The sequence below is a fragment of the Streptomyces sp. DH12 genome, from assembly GCF_020873895.1.
Taxonomy (GTDB): domain Bacteria; phylum Actinomycetota; class Actinomycetes; order Streptomycetales; family Streptomycetaceae; genus Streptomyces.
The window spans coordinates 35615-56379 of record NZ_JAHWGT010000033.1; the positions used below are offsets into that span (position 1 = coordinate 35615).

General features: G+C 76.2%; 17 protein-coding genes and 1 pseudogene. 11 read left to right on the forward strand and 7 right to left on the reverse strand.

Features of this window, described 5'->3' with window-relative positions; all coding sequences use genetic code 11:
- Positions 1–2 precede the first annotated feature (2 nt).
- Positions 3–1451, forward strand: coding sequence for a ribosome biogenesis GTPase Der (gene der, locus LPA54_RS25785; protein ID WP_228981927.1), 1449 nt, complete (start codon positions 3–5; stop codon positions 1449–1451).
- Here der and LPA54_RS25790 read toward each other — a convergent pair.
- Together LPA54_RS25790 and LPA54_RS25795 are read right to left on the reverse strand one after the other, a co-directional pair.
- A complete protein-coding gene (locus LPA54_RS25790; RefSeq protein ID WP_228982002.1) occupies positions 1346–1729 on the reverse strand; it encodes a hypothetical protein in 384 nt (127 codons plus the stop codon). The genes der and LPA54_RS25790 overlap by 106 nt on opposite strands.
- A 134-nt stretch (positions 1730–1863) precedes the next feature.
- Positions 1864–2658, reverse strand: a complete 795-nt coding sequence (locus LPA54_RS25795) for a hypothetical protein (protein WP_228981930.1) — start codon at positions 2656–2658, stop codon at positions 1864–1866.
- 676 nt (positions 2659–3334) lie between these two features.
- Between LPA54_RS25795 and LPA54_RS25800 the strand changes: the two are divergent.
- Positions 3335–3730, forward strand: a pseudogene (locus LPA54_RS25800) (transglycosylase family protein); the annotation flags it as partial.
- 82 nt (positions 3731–3812) lie between these two features.
- On the opposite strand, the gene LPA54_RS25805 reads toward LPA54_RS25800, so the two are convergent.
- Genes LPA54_RS25805 through LPA54_RS25815 form a run of 3 tightly spaced genes read right to left on the reverse strand, consistent with a single transcriptional unit; the run spans position 3813 to position 7824 of the window.
- On the reverse strand, positions 3813–4544 hold the full coding sequence (locus LPA54_RS25805; protein ID WP_228981932.1) for an ATP-binding cassette domain-containing protein: 732 nt from the start codon (positions 4542–4544) through the stop codon (positions 3813–3815).
- On the reverse strand, positions 4541–7270 hold the full coding sequence (locus LPA54_RS25810; RefSeq protein WP_228981934.1) for an ATP-binding cassette domain-containing protein: 2730 nt from the start codon (positions 7268–7270) through the stop codon (positions 4541–4543). The genes LPA54_RS25805 and LPA54_RS25810 overlap by 4 nt, the downstream gene beginning before the upstream one ends.
- The gene (locus LPA54_RS25815; RefSeq protein ID WP_228981936.1) at positions 7267–7824 is read right to left on the reverse strand and encodes a hypothetical protein; all 558 of its coding nucleotides are present in this window, start codon (positions 7822–7824) and stop codon (positions 7267–7269) included. The genes LPA54_RS25810 and LPA54_RS25815 overlap by 4 nt, the downstream gene beginning before the upstream one ends.
- Positions 7825–7914: 90 nt before the next feature.
- Between LPA54_RS25815 and LPA54_RS25820 the strand changes: the two genes are divergently transcribed.
- From LPA54_RS25820 to LPA54_RS25840, 5 genes are all read left to right on the forward strand, one after another.
- Entirely contained in the window at positions 7915–8484 is a 570-nt protein-coding gene (locus LPA54_RS25820) for a hypothetical protein (protein ID WP_228981938.1), read from the forward strand.
- On the forward strand, positions 8462–9763 hold the full coding sequence (locus LPA54_RS25825) for an ABC transporter substrate-binding protein (protein WP_228981940.1): 1302 nt from the start codon (positions 8462–8464) through the stop codon (positions 9761–9763). Before LPA54_RS25820 ends, LPA54_RS25825 begins: the two co-directional genes overlap by 23 nt.
- Before the next feature lie 54 nt (positions 9764–9817).
- Entirely contained in the window at positions 9818–11107 is a 1290-nt protein-coding gene (locus tag LPA54_RS25830) for a glycosyltransferase family 4 protein (RefSeq protein ID WP_228981941.1), read from the forward strand.
- Positions 11104–11877, forward strand: a complete 774-nt coding sequence (locus LPA54_RS25835) for a hypothetical protein (RefSeq protein WP_228981942.1) — start codon at positions 11104–11106, stop codon at positions 11875–11877. Before LPA54_RS25830 ends, LPA54_RS25835 begins: the two co-directional genes overlap by 4 nt.
- A 396-nt stretch (positions 11878–12273) precedes the next feature.
- Positions 12274–12492 carry an I78 family peptidase inhibitor gene (locus LPA54_RS25840; RefSeq protein ID WP_228981943.1) on the forward strand — a complete coding sequence of 73 codons (219 nt, stop codon included), beginning with the start codon at positions 12274–12276 and terminating at the stop codon, positions 12490–12492.
- A 112-nt stretch (positions 12493–12604) separates the two neighbouring features.
- Here the strand turns inward: LPA54_RS25840 and LPA54_RS25845 are convergent, their stop codons facing one another.
- Entirely contained in the window at positions 12605–13645 is a 1041-nt protein-coding gene (locus tag LPA54_RS25845) for a phosphatase PAP2 family protein (protein ID WP_228981945.1), read from the reverse strand.
- Positions 13646–14170: 525 nt separating this feature from the next.
- Here LPA54_RS25845 and LPA54_RS25850 point away from each other — a divergent pair.
- Together LPA54_RS25850 and LPA54_RS25855 are read left to right on the forward strand one after the other, a co-directional pair.
- Complete coding sequence (locus tag LPA54_RS25850; protein ID WP_228981947.1) at positions 14171–15907, forward strand: MFS transporter; 1737 nt, start codon at positions 14171–14173, stop codon at positions 15905–15907.
- A gap of 82 nt (positions 15908–15989) precedes the next feature.
- On the forward strand, positions 15990–17180 hold the full coding sequence (locus LPA54_RS25855; protein WP_228981948.1) for an acyl-CoA dehydrogenase family protein: 1191 nt from the start codon (positions 15990–15992) through the stop codon (positions 17178–17180).
- Positions 17181–17192: 12 nt separating this feature from the next.
- Here LPA54_RS25855 and LPA54_RS25860 read toward each other — a convergent pair whose 3' ends face one another.
- Positions 17193–17627, reverse strand: coding sequence for a cell division protein SepF (locus tag LPA54_RS25860; protein ID WP_228981951.1), 435 nt, complete (start codon positions 17625–17627; stop codon positions 17193–17195).
- 273 nt (positions 17628–17900) lie between these two features.
- Between LPA54_RS25860 and LPA54_RS25865 the strand changes: the two genes are divergently transcribed.
- The gene (locus LPA54_RS25865) at positions 17901–19220 is read left to right on the forward strand and encodes a DUF5685 family protein (protein WP_228981955.1); all 1320 of its coding nucleotides are present in this window, start codon (positions 17901–17903) and stop codon (positions 19218–19220) included.
- A 450-nt stretch (positions 19221–19670) separates the two neighbouring features.
- The gene (locus LPA54_RS25870) at positions 19671–20759 is read left to right on the forward strand and encodes a S1 family peptidase (RefSeq protein ID WP_228982004.1); all 1089 of its coding nucleotides are present in this window, start codon (positions 19671–19673) and stop codon (positions 20757–20759) included.
- Positions 20760–20765 lie beyond the last annotated feature (6 nt).

The following is a 20765-nucleotide window of genomic DNA, read 5'->3' on the forward strand; positions in this document are numbered from 1 at the left end:
TCATGAACGACCAGCACGACCACGGGGCACTTGGCGACGCCGAGTACGCGGAGTTCATGGAGCTCGCCGCCGAAGAGGGCTTCGACATCGAGGACGTCGAGGGCGCGATCGAGGCGGCCGGGCACGGACCGCTGCCCGTCCTCGCCGTCGTCGGCCGGCCGAACGTCGGCAAGTCGACCCTCGTGAACCGCATCATCGGCCGCCGCGAGGCCGTCGTGGAGGACAAGCCCGGCGTCACCCGCGACCGCGTCACCTACGAGGCGGAGTGGGCCGGCCGCCGCTTCAAGGTCGTCGACACCGGCGGCTGGGAGCAGGACGTCCTCGGCATCGACGCCTCCGTCGCCGCGCAGGCCGAGTACGCCATCGAGGCCGCGGACGCGGTCGTCTTCGTCGTCGACGCCACCGTCGGCGCCACCGACACGGACGAGGCCGTGGTCAAGCTGCTGCGCCGCGCCGGCAAGCCCGTCGTCCTCGCCGCGAACAAGGTCGACGGCCCGTCCGCCGAGGCCGACGCCGCCATGCTCTGGTCGCTGGGCCTGGGCGAGCCGCACCCCGTCTCCGCCCTCCACGGCCGCGGCACCGGCGACCTCCTCGACGAGGTCCTCAAGGCCCTGCCCGAGGCCCCGGAGCAGACCTTCGGCACCGCCGTCGGCGGTCCGCGCCGCATCGCGCTCATCGGCCGCCCCAACGTCGGCAAGTCCTCCCTCCTCAACAAGGTCGCCGGTGAGGAGCGCGTCGTCGTCAACGAGATGGCCGGCACCACCCGCGACCCGGTCGACGAGCTGATCGAGCTGGGCGGCACCACCTGGAAGTTCGTCGACACGGCGGGCATCCGCAAGAAGGTCCACCTCCAGGAGGGCGCGGACTACTACGCCTCGCTGCGCACCGCCGCCGCCGTCGAGAAGGCGGAGGTGGCCGTCGTCCTCATCGACACCACCGAGTCCATCTCCGTGCAGGACCAGCGGATCATCACCATGGCCGTCGAGGCGGGCCGCGCGCTCGTCATCGCGTACAACAAGTGGGACGAGCTCGACGAGGAGCGCCGCTACTACCTGGAGCGCGAGATCGAGACGGAGATGCAGCAGGTCTCCTGGGCGCCGCGCGTCAACGTCTCCGCCCGCACCGGCCGCAACATGGAGAAGCTGGTCCCCGCGATCGAGAAGGCGCTCGACGGGTGGGAGACCCGCGTGCCGACGGGGCGGCTCAACGCCTTCCTCGGCGAGCTGGTCGCGGCCCACCCGCACCCGATCCGCGGCGGCAAGCAGCCGCGCATCCTCTTCGGCACGCAGGCGGGCACCAAGCCGCCCCGGTTCGTGCTGTTCGCCTCCGGCTTCCTGGAGCACGGCTACCGCCGGTTCGTGGAGCGGCGGCTGCGCGAGGAGTTCGGCTTCGAGGGCACCCCGATCCACATGTCGGTGCGGGTGCGCGAGAAGCGCGGCCGGAAGAAGTGACCCGGGCGCGATGACGGCGGCGCCTGGTGGCCCTGGCCGTAGCCGTGCGTACCGGAGGCGGAGTGGGTCCCGGTGGCGAGCCCCGTGCCGTGGGACCCGGCGCCGTGCGCCGCGGCCGACTGCGCCGCGGCGAGCGCGCCGAACCCCTTGAACCCGAGGTCCTCCTCCCCGCTGCGGTCACCGGGGAGCGCCCGGAACGACCGGCGGTACTCGGAGTACAGCGCGTCGTAGATGGGCGTGGTCGAGTAGCCCGACTCCGCGTCCTGCGCGGGGCGCATGGCGGGGATGTGGTGGTACGACGGGCGGGACGGCTCGTATGAGTGCTGCACGTAGGTGCCAACGAACCCGCCGCCCGTCGGATGCGGCCCGTACGGCGAAATCGCGGGCCGTATGGCGGGGTGCAGGGAGCTCATCAGGAGGTGCCGGCCAGCGGCATCGCGGCGGCGACCAGACGGCCGTTCGCGGCGGCCTTCTCCAGCGCGTCGCGCAGCAGGTCCTCGCGGGGCTGCTGGCCGATGGAGCCGACCGGGGCGGCGAAGACCAGCACCGTGTGCGACTTGTTCGCCGCGGCCCGCCATCCCTCGGTGACCTGGAGCGCCTGGTGCGCCTGCCACCAGGCGACCTGCTGGCCGCCGCCCGTGCCGGGCTGGAGGATGGCGTGCAGCTGACCCATGGCGAGCAGCACGGACCAGCCGCCGAGGGCGGGCGGCTTCGCGTTCAGGTCGGCCACCGGGTGGAAGCCCTGCTCCATGAGGAGCGGAAGGAACTCGTCCTCCGTGCCGGCGGAGCCGGGGCGGGCGATGGGCTCCGTCGGCTCGACGACGAGCGCCGGGTGCAGTTCGCCGTCGATCAGGACCAGGCCGCTCGTGACCCCGAGGACGGCCTGCTGGGCGCCGCCCGGCAGCTGCGCCGGCACCGGGGCGGGCCGCTCGTCGGCGGTGATCGACCGGACCGCCCCCTGGAGCTGCTCCTCGGCGACCCGGACGACCTGGGAGGGGATGCAGGTGGCGTGGGCGAAGGCGAGGACCGCCGTCTCCTCGCCGACGAACAGCACGGTGCTGGTGTGCTCCTGCTCGGAATCGCCCGGGGTGCGGCAGGAGGTGCAGTCGTAGCTGCCCGGGGCGTTCTCGCCGGCGAGCAGCCGGTCGGCTTCTTCGTCACCGATCTCGGCGCGTACGTCCTCGCTGACGTCGAGCATGCGCGGCACGGGGGGCTCCTCGGACTCGTTCGTACTGTGGTGCCGGGCGTGTCCCGGCACATCCATGACGGGTTCAACGGGTGAGTCACGGCCGGGGTCACGCGCGCGCGGCGACCGAATCGGCGGGCGCGGCCGGTTCGAGGGGGTGGGAGGGGGGCGACCGCGCCGTTCGGCGGGGATCGGCCGACCGGGTGGCCCCGCCGGTGGGCCGACCGGGTGGGCAGCGCGGCCCGGCGTCGGGCACGCCGTGCGGCGCCCCGCGGGTGCGCGGCGGGACGCCTAGCGTGGCCCGATGCCGATGCCGATGCGGGAGTCGATGCCGATGCCGATGCCGGAGTCGATGTCAGGGCGGGGGACGGGGCGCGGGACGGAGTCGTCGCGGAGGGCCGGGTCTTCCGCTGCCGCCGTCCCCCCGTCCGTCCCGTCCGTCCCGGCCGCCGCGTGCCCCGCCCCCGTCCGCCTCGTCCCGCTCCCGGTCCTCGCCTGCCTCGCCGCCCTCGCCGTCGGGCTCGCCGCTGCGCCGTCGCCCGCCGCGGCCGCGTCCGCCGCCGCGGCGGGCGGCGCACCGGCGCCGGCGGCCGGCGCGACGCCCGCGCCCGGCCCGCCCGCCAGCGGGCCCGAGCAGGGCCACGCCCACGGCCACCCGCCCGTCGGCAAGGGCACGCCCGCCGACTGCCCCGGCGACTGGCCCTGGGGGTGCGTCGCGCTCTGCGAGAGCGGCGGGCGCTGGGATGTGAACACCGGCAACGGCCACTACGGCGGGTTGCAGTTCCGGCAGTCGACCTGGGAGGCGTACGGCGGGACGGCGTACGCGCCACGGGCTGACCTGGCCGACCGCGCGCGGCAGGTCACCGTCGCGCAGGAGGTGCTGCGCTGGCAGGGCTGGCGCGCCTGGCCCGAGTGCTCCGCGCGGTACGGGCTGACCGGGCGCGCCCACACGGTACGGCCGGGCGACACGCTCAGCGCGGTCGCGCGGCTCTTCCGCGTCGAGGGCGGGTGGCGCGCGGTGTACGCCGTGAACCGGGACGTCGTCGGCGAGGACCCGGACCTGATCAGGCCGGGGGCGATGCTCCGCCTCCCGGCGGACGCGGCCGGCTCCCCGCCTCCTTCGAGCCCGCCCGCCCCGTCGGCCCCGGCCCCGGCTCCCGCGCCCGCCCCCGCGACTACCTCGGCCCCGGCCCCCGCGCCGTCCCCGGCCCCGGGTGCCGACCCGGTTCCGAGCGGGGCCCCGGTCCCGGCCACGGCGGCCACTCCACCGCCTCCCCGCTGAAGACCACGGCGCCCCGCCGCAGTTCGTGGACGAGCGTGCCGGGCGGCAGACCGTCCGGGAGCCGCTGCTCGGCCGTGACGAGCGCGGCGCCGCCCGCGCACACCCGCCCCAGCAGGGCGTACGTGCGTGCCGCCACCGCCGGGGACATGCCGAGCGCGGGCTCGTCGACGAGGACGACGCGCGCCGGCCGGGACAGCGCCCGCGACACGGCGAGCATCCGCCGCTCACCGCCCGAGAGGGAACCGGCCCGGCGGGCCAGCAGCGGCCGCAGCTCCGGGTAGGCGTCGAGGGCGGCGGTCAGGTCCCCGCCCCCCGCGGCGAGGCGCAGGTTCTCGGCGACGGTGAGGGTCGCGTGCACGGCGCGCAGGTCCGGTACGAAGCACAGACCGCGGCGCGCCCGCCGGTGGGCCGGTACGCGGGTCACGTCCTCGCCGCGCCACAGCACCCGGCCGGCCACCGGGCGCACGGTGCCGGCGAGGGCGCGCAGCACGGTGGTGCGGCCCGAGCCGTTGCGGCCCAGCAGCACGGTGGCGGTCCCGGCGGGGACGGGCAGGTCGACGCCGTGCAGCGCCTCCAGGGGGCCGTAGCGGACGCGGACGCCGCGCAGCTCCATCTCGACGCTCACGCCACGATCCTCCCGGCCTCCAGGACGTGGACGGTGTGGGCGATGCCCGCGACCAGGTCCGGGTCGTGCTCGACGACGAGAACGGCGGTGCCGTCGGCGGCGAGGGCCGAGAGGAGGCGGGCGAGCGCGGCGGTCTCGGCGTCGTCCAGGCCGGCGGCGGGCTCGTCGAGGAGGAGCGTGTGCGGCCGCCCCGCCAGTGCCCGCCCCAGCTCGACGCGGCGGAGGGTGCCCGTCGGCAGCCCGGCGGCGGGCCGGTGCCGTACGGGCCCGTCCAGGCCCAGCAGCCGCAGCACCTGCTCGGCGGCGGTGTGCGGGGCGTCGCGCGGCCGGCCCTGCTCGGCGCCGAGCAGGACGTTCTCCTCGACGGTCAGGGTGGGGAAGACGGCCGGTTCCTGGAACGTCCGGGCGATCCCGAGGCGGGTGCGGGCGTGCGCGGGGCGCCGGGTGATGTCGGCGCCGTCGAGCGTGACGCGCCCGGCGGTGGGCCGCACGGTACCGGCGAGGCAGTGGAAGAGGGTGCTCTTCCCGGCGCCGTTGGGGCCCACGAGCGCCGTGACCCGGCCGGGGGCCGGCGCGAGGTCGACCCCGTCGAGCGCGGTGGCGCCGGCGTACCGCACGGTGAGCCCGTACGCGCGCAGCCGGGGCGCCGTGCCGGGTGGGCGCCCCTCGGGCGGCGGAGGGGCCGGAGGCGTCGGCGTGAGCGTCGCGGGTGGTGCGGGTGGTGCGGGGGAGGGGGTGTGGCGCCGCCGGGCGCGGCCACGCGCGGGAGCCGGGCGGCGCGCCGGGGTCGGGTCCTCCGCCGGAGCCGGGGCGCCGACCGGGGCCGGGTCACGTGCCGGTGCGGGCGGGCGGGTCGGCAGCAGGGCCGTCAACGGCGGCACCCGCCCCACGAAGGCGGCCAGCAGGCCGACGAGCGCGGCCGCCGCGCCGCCCCGCGCGCCCGCGTCCAGGCCCACCAGCAGCGCCGCGCCCAGCAGGGGCGCCAGCAGGCCGTCGGCGCCCAGTACCACCACCACGGCGAACCACAGTAGCGCCCGCACCGGGTCGAACGCCGCCGCGTCGAACGCGCGCGCCCCCATGGCCAGCAGCCCCCCGCCCAGCGCCGCCAGCGCCGCGCCCGCCACGAACGCGAGCAGCTTGAGCCGGGGCACCGGCACGCCCGCGGCCGCCGCGCCCGGTTCGTGGTCGCGCAGCGCCGCCAGCGCCCGCCCCGTACGGCCCCGGCGCAGCGCCCCGACGGCGGCCAGGGCGCCCGCCAGGACGAGCAGCTCCAGGAGGTAGAAGCGGCGGTCCGTCAGGAAGCCGGCCGGGCGCTCGACGACCAGGCCCGCCGTCGCGTACGGCTGCGCCAGGACGAACCGGCTCACCACGACGCCCACCGCCAGCGTCACCAGCGCCAGGGCGGGCCCGCGGCGCCGGATCGCGGGCCCGCCGGTCAGCAGCCCCAGCGGGGCGACCAGGAGCACCGCCACGGCGAGCGCGGCCAGTTCGGGCAGGCGCGGCAGCCCGGGCAGCCGGCCCGCCGCGAGCCAGGCGGTGAAGAGCGCGCCCAGACCCGCGTACGCCGCCTGCCCGAGGGAGATCTGCCCGCCCCGGCCGGTCACCACGACCAGCGACAGCAGGGCGACCGCGAGGGCCGGCACCTGGACCGCCGTGCGCAGGTCGGGCCCGGCGAGACCCAGCGGCAGCAGGAACAGCACCGCCACGGCCGGCCACCACGGGAGCGGCGCCCGCCGGCCGGCCGCCGCACCGCGCGGCCCGGCACCGTACCCGGTCGGCCCCCGGCCCGTCCGCCCGTACCCCGCCCCCCCGTACCCCCCTGGCCCGTATCCCGCCGCCCCGGACCCCGGGCCGCGCCCCGGCGCGTCCGACCCGCCCGGCGCGGGCACCGCCAGCGCCGCGACCAGCAGCGCCACCGCGAACAGGTTGGCGGCCACCGCCCCCACCAGCGGCCCCGCCCAGCCCTCCGGGTGCAGCCGCGTCAGCTGCGCCTGCGCCACGCCGACCGCCAGGGCCACCGCCACGGCCACCGGCAGGCTCCGCAGCCGCGCCGCCACGGCGACCGCGACGACCTCCAGCACGAGCAGCGGCAACCCGTACGGGTCGAGCCGTACGTACGGGGCGAGCAGCACCCCCGTGAGGCCCGCCGTGAACGAGCCGAACGCCCAGCCCGCCGCCGCGACCCGGTCGGCCGCGATCCCGCCCAGCGCCGCCAGCTCCCGGTCGTCCACCACCGCCCGCAGCTCCCGCCCCGGCCGCGTCCACCGGGTCGCCGCGCCCACCGCGCCCGCCACCGCCACGGCCACCGCGGGCCACGTCCACGGCGCGTCCCCCAGCAGCACCGGCGCGTCCGCCCGCGCGCCGCCGCCCCACACCAGCGCGGCGCCCCCCACGAGCAGGACGAACACGCCGATCGACGCCACCAGGGACCGCCCCGGGTCGGCACCGCCCGGGGCCGTCAGCGGACGGAACACCGCCCGGTCGAGCAGCAGTCCGATGCCGGGCGCGACGACGAGCAGGGTCAGGCAGGCCGCCGGGCCGAGCGGCCACCCCCACTCGACCGTCAACTGTCGCAGTACGTAGGCGCAGACCATCGCGACCGCCCCGTGGGCGAGGTTCAGCACGCCGGTCGCCCGGTACGTGACGACCAGTCCGACACCCGTGAGGGCCGCAGCGCCGCCGACCGCCAGCCCGGCGAGGAGGAGCTCGTACGTCAGCGTGTTCACGGCTGCGGCCCGGCCCCCGGGGTCGCCGGCCCGCCTGCCGGCCCGCCTGCCGGCCCGCCCGCCGGCGCGTCGCCGGGCGGCCGACCACCGTCCCGCGGCTCCGGTTCGCACACCGGGCAGGGCCGCAGCGGGGCGTCCCCCGCCGGGAGCACCTCGGGCCGGCCCGCCACCAGCGGGCAGTCCGGGCGGTGGGCCAGCGTGCCGCCCGGGACCCGCACGGGGGGCGCGCCGGACGACGGGCGGAAGGCCCCGCCACCCTCCCCGCGCTCCGCGGCCCCGTCCGGCGCGACCGCGCCGGTGCGGTGCTCGGCGGCAGGCGCTCCGGACGCGGGGCTCCCGGCGCCCGGGGCGCGGAGCGCGGCGGCGGTCCACACCGCGCCCGCCACGAGGAGCGCCGCCCCGGGGACCGTGCCGGACGCCAGATAGGGGAGCTGCCGCTCCGCCGACCGCTCGCCCGACACGCCGTACCAGCCCAGCACGCACAGCACGGCGCCCCCGCAGAGCGCGGCGGGACCGCCCCACCGCAGCAGTCGCCACCCCGGCAGTCGCGGCATCCGCACCCCTTCGCTCCGCTCCGATGGCGACACATGATGATTCCTTGCACTATGCGGTGAACGCCCATTTCCGCGAAGGAACAGACCCCGGTGGTGACCCAGATGGTCCACGCGACCCCCGGCGGGCCCCGTGCCCGCACCGCAGCGCTGGCGGCCGCCGCCGTCGCCGTCCTCGTCCTCCCGCTGGCGACGGCGTGCGGCGGCAGCGAGGACGCCAGTGACGCGGCGCAGTCCCCGGCGATCCAGACCACCTCCGCCGCGCCCGACCCCACCGGGTCGCCCACGGGCGCCACCGACGCGCCCGCCGACGAGGCGGCCGCCAGGAAGGAGGTCGAGAAGAACTGGACGGCGTTCTTCGACCCGAAGACCCCCACCGACGAGAAGGTCCGGCTCCTGGAGAACGGCGAGCAGATGCGCCCCGTCCTCGACGCCTTCAGCGGCGACGCGAACGCCGCCAAGACCTCCGCGAAGGTCGAGGAGGTCGACTTCGCGTCGGCGACCCAGGCGAACGTCACCTACGACCTGGTCGTCGGCGGCAGCCCCGCCGTCACCGACTCCAAGGGCAGCGCCGTCTACCAGGACGGCATCTGGAAGGTCTCCCGCTCCACCCTCTGCGCGCTGGTCAAGATCAGCGGCAATGCGGCCGTCCCGGGCTGCTGACCTCGCCCTCCGGGCGGCGCTCGCGGCGGTCCTCACGCTGAGCGCCGCCTGCGGCAGCCGCCTGCCGGAGCCCGCCCCCCGGCCGACCGCGGCGAGGCCGGGCGCCCCGCCGCTCCTCGTGGGCCTCATCACCAGCGCGACCAGCCCCGTCGGCGGCGAGGCGTTCACCGGCCCGCGCGACGGCGCCCTGGCCTACTTCGCCGCCCTCAACGCCTCCGGCGGCCTCGACGGCCGCCGGGTCGAGCCCGTCACCTGCGACGACGGCGGCAGCGGCGTCGGCAACCACACCTGCGTCACCCGGCTCCTCGACGAGCGGAAGGTGTTCGCCCTCGTCGCCACCACCGCCCTCGACTACGCGGGCGCCGCGCGGGTCTCCGCCGCGGGCGTGCCCGACATCGGCGGCCAGCCCATCGGGCCCGCCTACGACACCCACCCCCACCTGTACGGCATCTACGGCAGCTCCGCGCCCCGCACCGGCGGCCGGCCCGGCTGGAACGGCGTCCTGTACGGCGGCACCGAGGTCTACCGCTACTTCAAGCGGGCCCACGGCGCGCGCACCGCCGCCGTCGTCTCCTACAACCAGGCCGCCTCCGCCGCCTACGCCCGCCTCCTCACCCGGGGGCTGCGCGCCGAGGGCTACCGCGTCGTGCCGGAGCAGGTCGACTTCGCCCTGCCCAACTTCCGCGCCGTCGCCGCCGACCTGCGCGCCCGGAACGTCGACCTCGTGCTCGACGCGCTCGACAGCCACGGCAACGCCCGCCTGTGCGAGGCCATGGAGACCGCCGGCGCCGTCCCCGCGGCCAAGGTCACCCACGTCCAGAACTGGGACTCCGAGGTCGCCGAGGACTACCGCCGCTCCCCGCGCTGCCGCGCCGCCCTGTGGGCGACCGGCTCCAGCCGCAACCACGACGACCCGTCCCACCCGGCCGTACGGGAGTTCCGCACCGCCATGGACACGCACATGAAGGGGACCGGCCTGCGCTCGCAGTGGCAGCTGGAGGGCTGGGCCGCCGCCATGTGGTTCACCGACGCGGCCCGCTCCTGCCTGCGCACCGGCGCCCTCACCCGCGCCTGCGTCGAACGGTTCCTCACCCGCCCCGAGCCGTACACCGCGCGCGGGCTGCTGCTGCCCGTGCGGTTCGAGCGCCTCGCCGCGCCGCCGCGCACCCGCCGCACCTGCCTGTCCGTGGCCCGCTGGCGGGACGGCAGGGGCTGGGTCACCCAGGGGGACATGGACCGCACCTGCGCCACCGTCCCCCAGCTTGGCTACCGCCCGTGACGGCCGAGTACAGTCCACCTGACGACCTATCGACCTGGGGGACCCGGCGGCGCGATGCACATCTCCTTCCTGCTCCACAACGCTTACGGGATCGGCGGCACCATCCGCACGACCTTCAACCTCGCCGAGGCCCTCGCCACCCGCCACCACGTGGAGATCGTCTCCGTCTTCCGCCACCGCGACGAGCCGACCCTCGGCGCCCCGGCCGGCGTGACCATGAAGCACCTGGTCGACCTGCGCAAGGGCAGCCCCGGCTACGACGGCGACCACCCCGACCACACCCGGCCCGCCCGGGTCTTCCCGCGCGGCGACGGCCGCTGGAAGCAGTACAGCCGCCTCACCGACGCCCGCATCGCCGCGCACCTGCGGACGGTCGACGCGGACGTCGTCGTCGGCACCCGCCCCGGCCTGAACATGCACATCGCCCGGCAGACCCGCCGCGGCCCGGTCCGGATCGGCCAGGAGCACCTCACCCTCGACAGCCACGGCTACCGGCTGCGCCGCGAGATCGGCTTCCGCTACCCGCTGCTCGACGCGGTCACCACGGTCACCGAGGCCGACGCCCGCTCGTACCGCACCCGGCTCAGGCTGCCCGGGGTGCGCATCGACGCCGTCCCCAACAGCGTCCCCGCCCCGAGCGTCCCCGCGGCCGACTCCACCGCCAAGTGGGTCGTCGCCGCCGGCCGGCTCACCCAGGTCAAGCGGTACGACCTGCTGGTGGAGGCGTTCGCGAAGGTGGTCGCCGCCCGCCCGGACTGGCGGCTGCGGATCTACGGCTCCGGCGACGCCACCGGCAACGAGCGCACCGCCCTGCGCGCCCTGATCGAACGGCTCGGGCTGCACAACCACGTCTTCCTGATGGGCCCGGCCAACCCGCTGGAACCGGAGTGGGTGAAGGGGTCCGTCGCGGCCGTCACCTCCCGCCTGGAGTCCTTCGGCATGACCATCGTCGAGGCGATGCGGTGCGGGCTGCCGGTCGTCTCCACGGACTGCCCGCACGGCCCCGGCGAGATCATCGAGGACGGCGTCGACGGGCGGCTCGTCCCCGTCGGCGACGCCGACGCGGTCGCCGGCGCCCTCCTCGGGCTGATCCAGGACGACGACCTGCGCCGGCGCGCCGGGCAGGCGGCCCTCGCCGCGTCCCGCCGCTTCGACCCGGCGCGGATCGCCGAACGGCACGAGGCGATCTTCACCGAGCTGGTCGCCCGCGGCCCCGGCTCGGGCCCGGGCGGCCGCGGCCGCGTCCGGGACGCGCTCCACCGCGCCCGCGGCGCCGTCCTCGACACCGCCTTCACCCTCCGTTACCAGGCCGCCGACGTGCTCCGGAAGGGGAAGCGCGCATGACCGGAACCACTGCCGCGCCCCGGGCGCCGCGCGCCGACTGCGTCGCGGACCCGGCGGGCGGGCTCACCTTCCACCTCGCGGGCCACGACCCGGCCGCGCCCGACCTGGTGCTCCGCCGCACCGGCCCCGGCGCCGCCGGGGAGGTCCGGCTGCCCCTCGCCCCGGTCGGCGACGGCCGGTCGCGGGCCGTCCTGCCCACCGGGCTCGAACTCGCCGAGGGCCGCTGGGACGTCCTCCTCGGCGACCGGCCCGTGGAGGCGGGCGTCCGCGACGTGCGGGCCCTCGTCGACCGCACGCCCGAGCCGTCGGGTCCGGTCGCCCCGCGCGTCCCCTTCCCCACGCCCGACGGCCGCCTCGGCGTACGCGCCTGGCTGCGCCCCCGGCACGCCGAGGCCGGGGACATCACCTTCGGCGACGCCGGCTGCACCGTGACGGGCGTGCTGTACGGCGTCCGGCTCGGCCCCGGCGCGACGGCCGAGGCGCGCTCCGACGACCAGGTCCACCAGGTGCCGGCCGAGGGCGGGAGGGACACGTTCGCCTTCACGCTGCCGTACGCGCCGCTCGCCCTGCCGCCGCTGGAGGGCCGCCGGCTGTGGCGGCTGTGGCTGCGGCCGGCCGCCGGTGCCGACGCGGTGCGGATCGCCCGGGTCCTCGACGACGTGTGGGACCGCAGGAACGTCTTCGTGTACCCGGAGCACCGGGGTGACGGCTACCTGGCCGCGCCCTGCTACACCGGTGAGAACGAGCTCTGCGTGCGCGTCACCCCGTAGGACGGCCCATCGTCCGGCCGTCCGGGATCCGCCCCGGACGGCCGCGGCGGATCCCGGGGAGCACCCGGACGGGCGACCGCCCGGCCCTCTCGCGGGACCGTCCGCCGTCACGGCGGAACACGTGCGTTCGAGCCGGACGAGAATGCGGGAATCGTGTGGAGAGGCCGTGAAACAAACGTGGCCGAAGTGGTCGGGTGAAGCGCGGGGAAGGGAATTCCCCGGCCGTGGAATAGGCGCGTGGGAAGAGCGGCGGAATTCGCCGGGAAGAGCCGCTCACCAGCCCTCACGCCGCACGGCAGGACACCTTGCCCGCCCGGCGGGTGGCTGTGACACACATGTGACACACCGCGTACGGGCGGATGGCGCGGGCCCGGTACGCGCGCCTACGGTGAGGGCATGGCACCGATACCCGCGTCACCCCCCGCGCACCCCGACGACGACCCCGGCTCCTACGTCGGCCTCGACGACCGGGACGCCGGGCGCCGGGCCCGCTCCCGCGGCTGGACCACCGTCCGCGCGGTCCCGCCCGGCTCGATCGTCACCCTGGAGTACGTCGCCGGGCGCATCAACTTCGAGGTGCGCGACCACACCGTCATCCGCTGCTGGCTGGGCTGAGCCCGCCCGGGCCCGGCGCCCGGCACGCGGAAGGGCCCCGGCACGTCGGCCGGGGCCCTTCGCGTGTGCGTGTCCCGTGCGCCGGCTGCGTGCCCGCGCCGGTGCCGGTGCGTCAGCCGCCCGTGACCGGGCGGGACCGGGGCGGGCGGCGGCTGCCCGCGGGGGTGACGGGCGTCCGCTCGGAGCGCAGCACCGCGTGCGTACGGGGCTGCGACAGCGTCGCGCGGATGCTCCCGGCGTGGAGCCCGGCGGGCTGGACCCCCACCGGGCCGGGCCGGCCCGCGGGTTCGTGCGCGGGCTCGTCCGCCGGGAAGTCCGCCCGCTGCGGCTGCATGGCCGGCAGCGGTCCGCCCGCCGGCAGCACCGGCGTGACGGGCAGCACGGGGGCCGCCGGGCGGCGGCGCTCCCGAGGTCCCTCGCGGAGCCGGTCGCGCAGCCGGTCCCGGGCGGAGAGGATCGACACCTCGGCGCGGGCGATCAGCGGCTCGCACCAGGGCAGCCCCAGCAGGATCAGCAGTCCCGCCGCCCAGCCCAGCAGGACGTCGCTCAGCCAGTGCGTACCGAGGTAGACGGTCGTCAGGCCGACGCCCAGGGCGACCACGGCGGAGAGGGCGGACAGATGGCGTCGCGCCCGCGGCGTCGTGGCCAGGTAGGAGAGGATCCCCCAGGTCACGACGGCGTTCGCGGTGTGGCCCGAAGGAAATATATCGCCGCCCGCGAAGAGCTCGGCCGAGCCGATCTGCGTCGCGTAGTGCGGGCCGAGCCGGCCCAGGCCGAGCTTGACGGCGCCGACCGTCACGTTCAGCAGCAGCAGCGCCGTGCCGAGGACGAGGAGCGGGCGCAGCGTGTGCTGCCGCCAGGACCGCCAGCCGAGCCAGGCGGCCACCATGACGGCCGTCGGGCCGCGCTGGCCGAGCACCACGAAGTAGTCGAGCGGCGCGTGCAGCTCCGGCCACTGCTGGTACGGCCGGAACAGCATGACCTTCCAGTCGATGAGCACCAGCCACGTGGACGCCAGCACGGCGATCACGATGGCCAGGTAGAACACGGCCGTCCCGCCGAAGAGGGCGAGACGCGTGCGGCTCATCCGCGGGATCTCCATCTTCGGCGGTTCCGGCTCCCGGTCCAGTCGGGCAAAGATGTCGGTACGCACCCAATCGACGTTACAGCGAGTGAGCGTCGGGCCAGGCCGTTCCGGTCTCTTTGTGATGACGATGTGATGTGGAGTGGGTCTCGGCGCCTGTTTATCCGCCGCTTATCCGGAAAAACGCCGGGGGCCCCACCCGAATGCCGGACCAGGCTCTTCCGTAAGTGTGTTTGCGTCCCGGAGAAAAGGAGGCGGCGCCGATCGAGGCGCGGGAATTCGTACGCCGTTCGGGGTCCTCTCCGGCGTGTCGCGGTGTGCCCCGGAGTCCGGGGACCTCGCGGGGGCGGGCCGCCGGCGCGGTCCGCGCGGGCGGGGGCACGTGGCGCACGCCACACTCCCCGGCGTGTCCGGGTGAGAGCTGGGCCACGCACCACCCGCCCCACGTCACGTAGGCTGACCACTCGCTCGCCCTCCCCCGACGGGTCGACCGCGTTCGACCGGGGGAACCCCAGGTGCAGGGCCGCCCCGCGGAAGGTCCCCTCCCCGGCCGGCGCCCGCCGAGCGCGAGAGTTCCACGCGGGAGGTACCTACATGTCGGGAACGACCACTGCCGGAGCGCGTCTTCGTGCCGCCGGCGGCGGTGCCAACCGCTGGGTCGTCCTGGTCGTCCTCTGTGTGAGCCTGCTGCTGGTCGCGCTCGACGCGACCGTCCTCCACGTCGCCGTCCCGGCGGTCACCGAGGACCTGCGCCCGAGCTCCACCGCCCTCCTCTGGATCGTCGACGCCTACCCCCTCGTCTGCGCCTCGCTGCTGATCCTCTTCGGCACGCTCGGCGACCGGATCGGGCGGCGGCGGGTCCTGCTCGGCGGCTACGCGCTCTTCGGCGCCGCCTCCGCGGTCGCGGCGTTCGCCGAGACGCCCGCCGTCCTGATCGTCGCCCGGGCCCTGCTCGGCGTCGGCGGGGCGATGATCATGCCCGCCACGCTCTCCATCCTGCGCGCGGTCTTCCCCGACCGGCGCGAGCGGGCCACCGCCATCGGCGTCTGGACGGCCGTCGCCGCGATCGGCGCGGCCACCGGGCCGGTGCTCGGCGGCTTCCTCGTGGAGCACTACTGGTGGGGCTCGGTCTTCCTGATCAACATCCCGCTGATGGCACTGATCCTGCCCGCCGGCCGCTGGCTGCTGCCCGAGTCCCGGGGCGGCGGCGAGGGGCCGTGGGACGTCCTCGGCGCGCTGACGGCCGCCGCGGGTGTGTTCGGCGCGGTCATCGGCGTGAAGCGGGCCGGCGCGGGTGAGGGGCTCCTCAGCCCGGCGACGCTCGGCCCGCTGCTCGTCGGGGCGGCGCTGCTCGTGCTGTTCGTGCGGCGCCAGCGCGGCAGGGCCCATCCGCTCATCGACATGCGGATGTTCTCCCGGGCCGCGTTCACCACGTCCGTCGGCTGCATCGTGCTCGCCATGCTGGCCCTGGTCGGGCTGGAGCTCATCGCCGTCCAGTACCTCCAGCTGGTCCTCGGCCTCAGCCCCCTGGAGACCGGGCTGCGGCTGCTGCCGCTGACGTTCGCGGCGATGGCCGCGGGCGCCACCGGCTCGTACACGCTCGCCCGCGTCGGGCCCCGCCGCATGGTCGGCGCCGGGTTCGTGCTCACCGCCGGCTCGGTGCTGCTGCTGGTGCTGATGGGGCTGCACGACCGGCCGCTGCTGCTCACCGTGGGCTTCGTACTGCTCGGCTTCGGGCTCCAGACCACGCTGTTCGCCGCCTACGAGTCGATGCTCAGCGAGGCCCCCGCCGACAGCGCGGGCGGCGCGGCGGCCATCGGCGAGACCTCCTACCAGCTCGGCGCGGGCATGGGCATCGCCCTCCTCGGCAGCGTCATGAACGCCGCGTACGCCCCCGGGCTCGCCCGGGTGCCCGGAGTGCCCGCCGACGCGGCGGCCGCCGCGTCCAACTCGCTGGGCGAGGCCTACCAGGTGGCGGCCGGGCTCGGCGGCGCCGCGGGGGAGGCGCTGCACACCGCGGCGCGCCACGCCTTCGTGCACGGGCTGCACGTCACGCTGGTCGTCAGCGCGGCCCTGCTGCTCTCCGGCGCGGCGATGGCGCTGCGTCTGCCGCGCGTGATGGAGACCCCGGCCGAGGAGCCCGCCGCCGACCGTGCCGAGCAGGCCGCCGGCCGCGTCGGTCCGGCCCCCGGCGTCCCCGCGTCGCGCGGGGCCGCCGGCGCGCCGGGACCGCGGGACCGGCAGGCGCCGCACCAGGCCGGTGACGGGACGCGGGTACCGGCGCGGCGCGCCCCCGCCGAGACGGCGGGCTCTGGACGCGCGGCACACTGAGCCGTAACGTCGCGCGGGCACCGCGATGATCAGCGGTGGTTTTCCCGTCGTTCGCTTGGCGAGCCAGCCGTCGGAGGCCCGTATGCCCGCACCCTCGAAGCTCCCGCCGTTCGACCCCGCCGACCCGCTCGGCGTCGACGACCTGCTCGGACCCGAGGACCTCGCCGTCCGCGACACCGTACGCGGCTGGGCGGCGGACCGGGTGCTGCCGTACGTCGCCGAGTGGTACGAGAAGGGCGAGCTGCCCGTCATCCGCGAACTCGCGCGCGAGCTGGGCGGGCTCGGCGCGCTCGGCATGACGCTGGAGGGCCACGGCTGCGCCGGGGCGAGCGCCGTGCAGTACGGGCTGGCCTGCCTGGAGCTGGAGGCCGCCGACTCCGGCATCCGCTCCCTCGTCTCCGTGCAGGGGTCGCTCGCCATGTACGCGATCCACGCGTACGGCTCGGAGGAGCAGAAGCAGCGCTGGCTGCCGTCGATGGCGGCGGGGGAGACGATCGGCTGCTTCGGCCTGACCGAGCCCGACCACGGCTCCGACCCGGCCGGGATGCGGACGTACGCGAAGCGGGACGGCTCCGACTGGGTCCTCAGCGGCCGCAAGATGTGGATCACCAACGGCTCGGTCGCCGGGGTCGCCGTCGTGTGGGCGCGGACGGACGACGGCGTGCGCGGCTTCGCCGTGCCGACGGACAGCCCCGGTTTCTCGGCGCCCGAGATCAGGCACAAGTGGTCGCTGCGCGCCAGTGTGACCAGTGAGCTGGTCATGGACGGTGTGCGGCTGCCCGCCGACGCGGTCCTGCCGGGCGTGAGGGGGCTCAAGGGCCCGCTGAGCTGCCTGTCGCACGCCCGGTACGGCATCGTGTGGGGCGCCATGGGGGCGGCGCGCGCCTCGTTCGAGGCGGCGCTGGAGTACGCGCGGACGCGCGAGCAGTTCGGACGGCCCATCGGCGGCTTCCAGCTCACCCAGGCGAAGCTCGCCGACATGGCGGTGGAACTGCACAAGGGCATCCTGCTCGCCCACCACCTGGGGCGCCGGATGGACGCGGGGGTCCTGCGCCCCGAGCAGGTCAGCCTCGGCAAGCTGAACAACGTGCGGGAGGCGATCGGGATCTGCCGCACGGCGCGGACGATCCTCGGGGCGAACGGGATCTCCCTGGAGTACCCCGTGATGCGGCACGCCACGAACCTGGAGTCGGTGCTCACCTACGAGGGCACCAGCGAGATGCACCAGCTGGTGCTGGGCAAGGCGCTCACCGGGCTCGACGCCTTCCGGTGAGCGGTCCCGCCGTCAGCTCTGGTTGAAGAAGCCGTCCTCGGTGCGGCCCCCGGGCTCCCCGGTGACGATCTGCGTGTCCGCGGGCGTCAGGAGGAAGACCCGGGTGGCCACCCGCTCGATGGAGCCGCGCAGGCCGAAGGTCAGGCCGGCCGCGAAGTCGACGACGCGCTTGGCGTCGTCGGGCTCCATGGAGGTGAGGTTCATGATGACCGGTACGCCGTCGCGGAACAGCTCACCGATCGCCCGGGCGTCGCCGAAGCCGTCCGGGGAGACCGTGGCGATCCGGCGGCCCTCCTCCCGGGCGCTCTCGGAGGCGACCCGGACCCGGGGGTCGGTCACCCAGGCGTCGCCGTTCTCGGCCGGCTCGGCGTACTCGTCGTCGTAGTAGCGCTCGTCGTTGTCCTCGACGAGTCCCAGCCAGGCACTCGCCTTGCGCACCGATCCCATGGACGCCTCCTTTCAACGCGGTCACGTGTGGTTCCGCACCCCTATGGTCGTCCATGATGCGGATCGCGCGCCAAGTGGACAGTCGCCGCGCGAGTGTTTCGTGACGGTACTGGTGCAGAAGTTGTGGCGATTCGTCAGGGTTGTTGCTGCGTATCGGGGTTCTCGTACCTCACATATGAAATTCATACCGGTCGGGTGAGTCGCCGGGCGTACGGGTGAACCGCCGACGCCGATACCATGCCCCGCGCGCACGAGAACAGACACGGGGGATCGATGTTCGGAATAGTCAGGCCATGTTCGCACCGGCTCACGGAGGGCCTCCGGGCCGAGTGGATGGCCCATCTGTGCGGCCTCTGCCTCGCACTGCGGGCGGACCACGGGCAGCTCGCCCGCGTCGCCACGAACTACGACGGACTCATCGTCTCGGTGTTGACGGAGGCTCAGACCGAGCGCGTCGCCGGGGCCCGCCGCACCGCCGGGCCCTGCCCGCTGCGCGCCATGCGCACCGCGCCCGTCGCCCGCGGCGAGGGGGCCCGTCTCGCCGCCGCGGTCTCGCTGGTGCTGGCCTCGGCGAAGGTCCGCGACCACGTCGCCGACCGCGACGGGCTGCTGGCCCGCCGCCCCGTCGCCGCGGCCGCCCGCCGGATGGCGCACCGCTGGGACGCGGCGGGCGCCCGGACGGGACGGGAGCTCGGCTTCGACACGGCGGTCCTGGTGGACGCCGTGGACCGGCAGGCCGGCGTCGAGGCGCTGGCCGGGCCCGGCACGCCCCTCCTGGCCGTGACCGAGCCGACCGAGACGGCCACCGCGGCGGCGTTCGCCCACACCGCCGTCCTGGCCGGCAGGCCCGGCAACGCCGCCCCCCTCGCGGAGGCCGGCCGCCTCTTCGGCCGGCTCGCCCACCTGCTGGACGCCGTGGAGGACCGGGAGGCCGACGCGGCGGCGGGCGCCTGGAACCCCCTCACCGCGACCGGCACCTCCCTCGCCGAGGCGCGGCGCCTCGCCGACGACGCGGCGCACGGCGTGCGCCTCGCGCTGCGGGACGCGCAGTTCGTCGACGACCGGCTGCTGCACCGGCTCCTCGCCCACGAGCTGCGCCGCTCGGTGGACCGGGCCTTCGCCACGACGAGCTGCTCGCACCAGGCGTACGGCGCCCCCGGCGCGCCGGGGGCGCCGTACGACGGGCACCAGGGCCCGTACGGCCAGCAGGACCCGGCCGGGCAGGGCGGCCCGTACGGGGTCGGTGCCCCGTACGGCGTCGGTGGCCCGCACGGCGGCGGGAACCCGTACGGCGGCGGGCAGCCGGGCGGGCACGGGGGCTTCGGCGGGGGACACGGTGGGCACGGGGGCGGGGGCTTCGGCGGCCCGGGCGGGCCGGGGGGCCTCGGTGGCGGCGGGACACCGCGGCCCAAGCCGCCGCGCGGCCTGCTGGCGGGCTGCGCCGTCTTCGTCGGCCTCTTCTGCACCTGCCGGATCTGCTGCGCCAAGGAGTACGAGGGCCCGTGGTCCCGCAAGAAGCGCGAGGGCTGCTGCCGGAACTGCGACTGCCCCGACTGCGGCTGTGACTGCTGCTGTCCGTGCGACGGCTGCTGACGCCGTATGACCTCCGCCGGCGCCCGCGCGCCGGCGCGCCGCGGGGCCCCCGTCCGGATCGCCGGGCGGGGGCCCCGCGCATGCGCGCACCGGGGAGGCGGACGCACTCTGCCGCCCCCACCGCCCGTCACGCCAACTCCGCCCGCCACGGGCCGCCTTGACCGCAACATCTGCGGCCCATTCCTCGAAAGCCGTGGCTGAAACCCCGGAAGATCAAGACAGGACTAGTCCTCACGTCCTGTCCATCCGGTGGTTGCTCGCGGTGTTCGCAGTCGGAACCGACCAGTGGTGACCCGGGGTAGCCCGGGGGTCGGCGGACGTGCTGTGGGGGTCGTGTGCGCGTCCGGAAGTCGACCTTGTGTGCGGGCTGTCGGCCTCGGAATAGTTGGCGGCCCATCCTCCGTGCCAGGCACCCCACGCGCCGGGCACGGCCCCCACAGGAGGTCGATGTTGAAGCACCGACGCATACCCCAGAGGCGTGCGGCCATCGCCGGTGGAGCCGTGGTGGCTCTGCTGGGCGCCGCGGTCACCTTCCAGACTGCGAACGCCAGCGATGATGTACAGCAGTTCGAGGCGAGGGTCCTGTCCGTCCAGGCGGCCGGAAGCCTCGCCTCCACCCTCGGTTCCCGGCTCGGCGAGACGGACGCCGGGGGCGCGTACTACGACGCCGACTCCCGCACCCTCGTGGTGAACGTCGTCGACGAGGCCGCGGCCGAGACCGTCCGCGAGGCGGGCGGCGAGGCGCGGATGGTCGAGCACTCCCTCGCCGAACTCAAGGGCGCCCGGAAGGCCCTGAAGGACCGGGCGACCATCCCCGGCACCTCCTGGGCCGTCGACCCGGTGACCAACAAGGTCGTCGTCACCGCCGACCGCACCGTCAAGGGCGCCTCCTGGGAGAAGCTCACCCAGGTCGTGAAGGGGCTCGGCTCCAAGGCGGAGCTGAAGCGGTCGGCCGGCACCTTCACGCCGTTCGTCGCCGGCGGCGACGCCATCCACACCGGCGGCGGCCGCTGCTCCCTCGGCTTCAACGTCGTCAAGGACGGCCAGGCGCACTTCCTCACCGCCGGCCACTGCGGGGACGCCGGCTCCGCGTGGTCCGACCGGCAGGGCGGCGAGGCGGTCGGCACCATGGTCGACTCGCAGTTCCCCGGCGACGACTTCGCGCTGGTCAAGTACGACCGCGAGGTGGAGAGCCCGAGCGCCGTCAACCTGTACGACGGCGGCTCCCAGCAGATCAGCCGAGCCGCCGAGGCGACGGTCGGCATGAAGGTGACCCGCAGCGGTTCCACGACGCAGGTGCACGAGGGCGAGGTCACCGGCCTGGACGCCACCGTCAACTACGGCAACGGGCAGGTCGTCGAGGGGCTCATCCAGACCACGGTCTGCGCCGAGCCCGGCGACAGCGGCGGCTCCCTCTTCTCCGGTGACGCGGCGGTGGGCCTGACCTCCGGCGGCAGCGGGGACTGCAGGGCCGGCGGTACGACCTTCTTCCAGCCCGTCACCGAGGCGCTCGCCCGGTACGGCGCGCGGATCGGCTGACGCCTC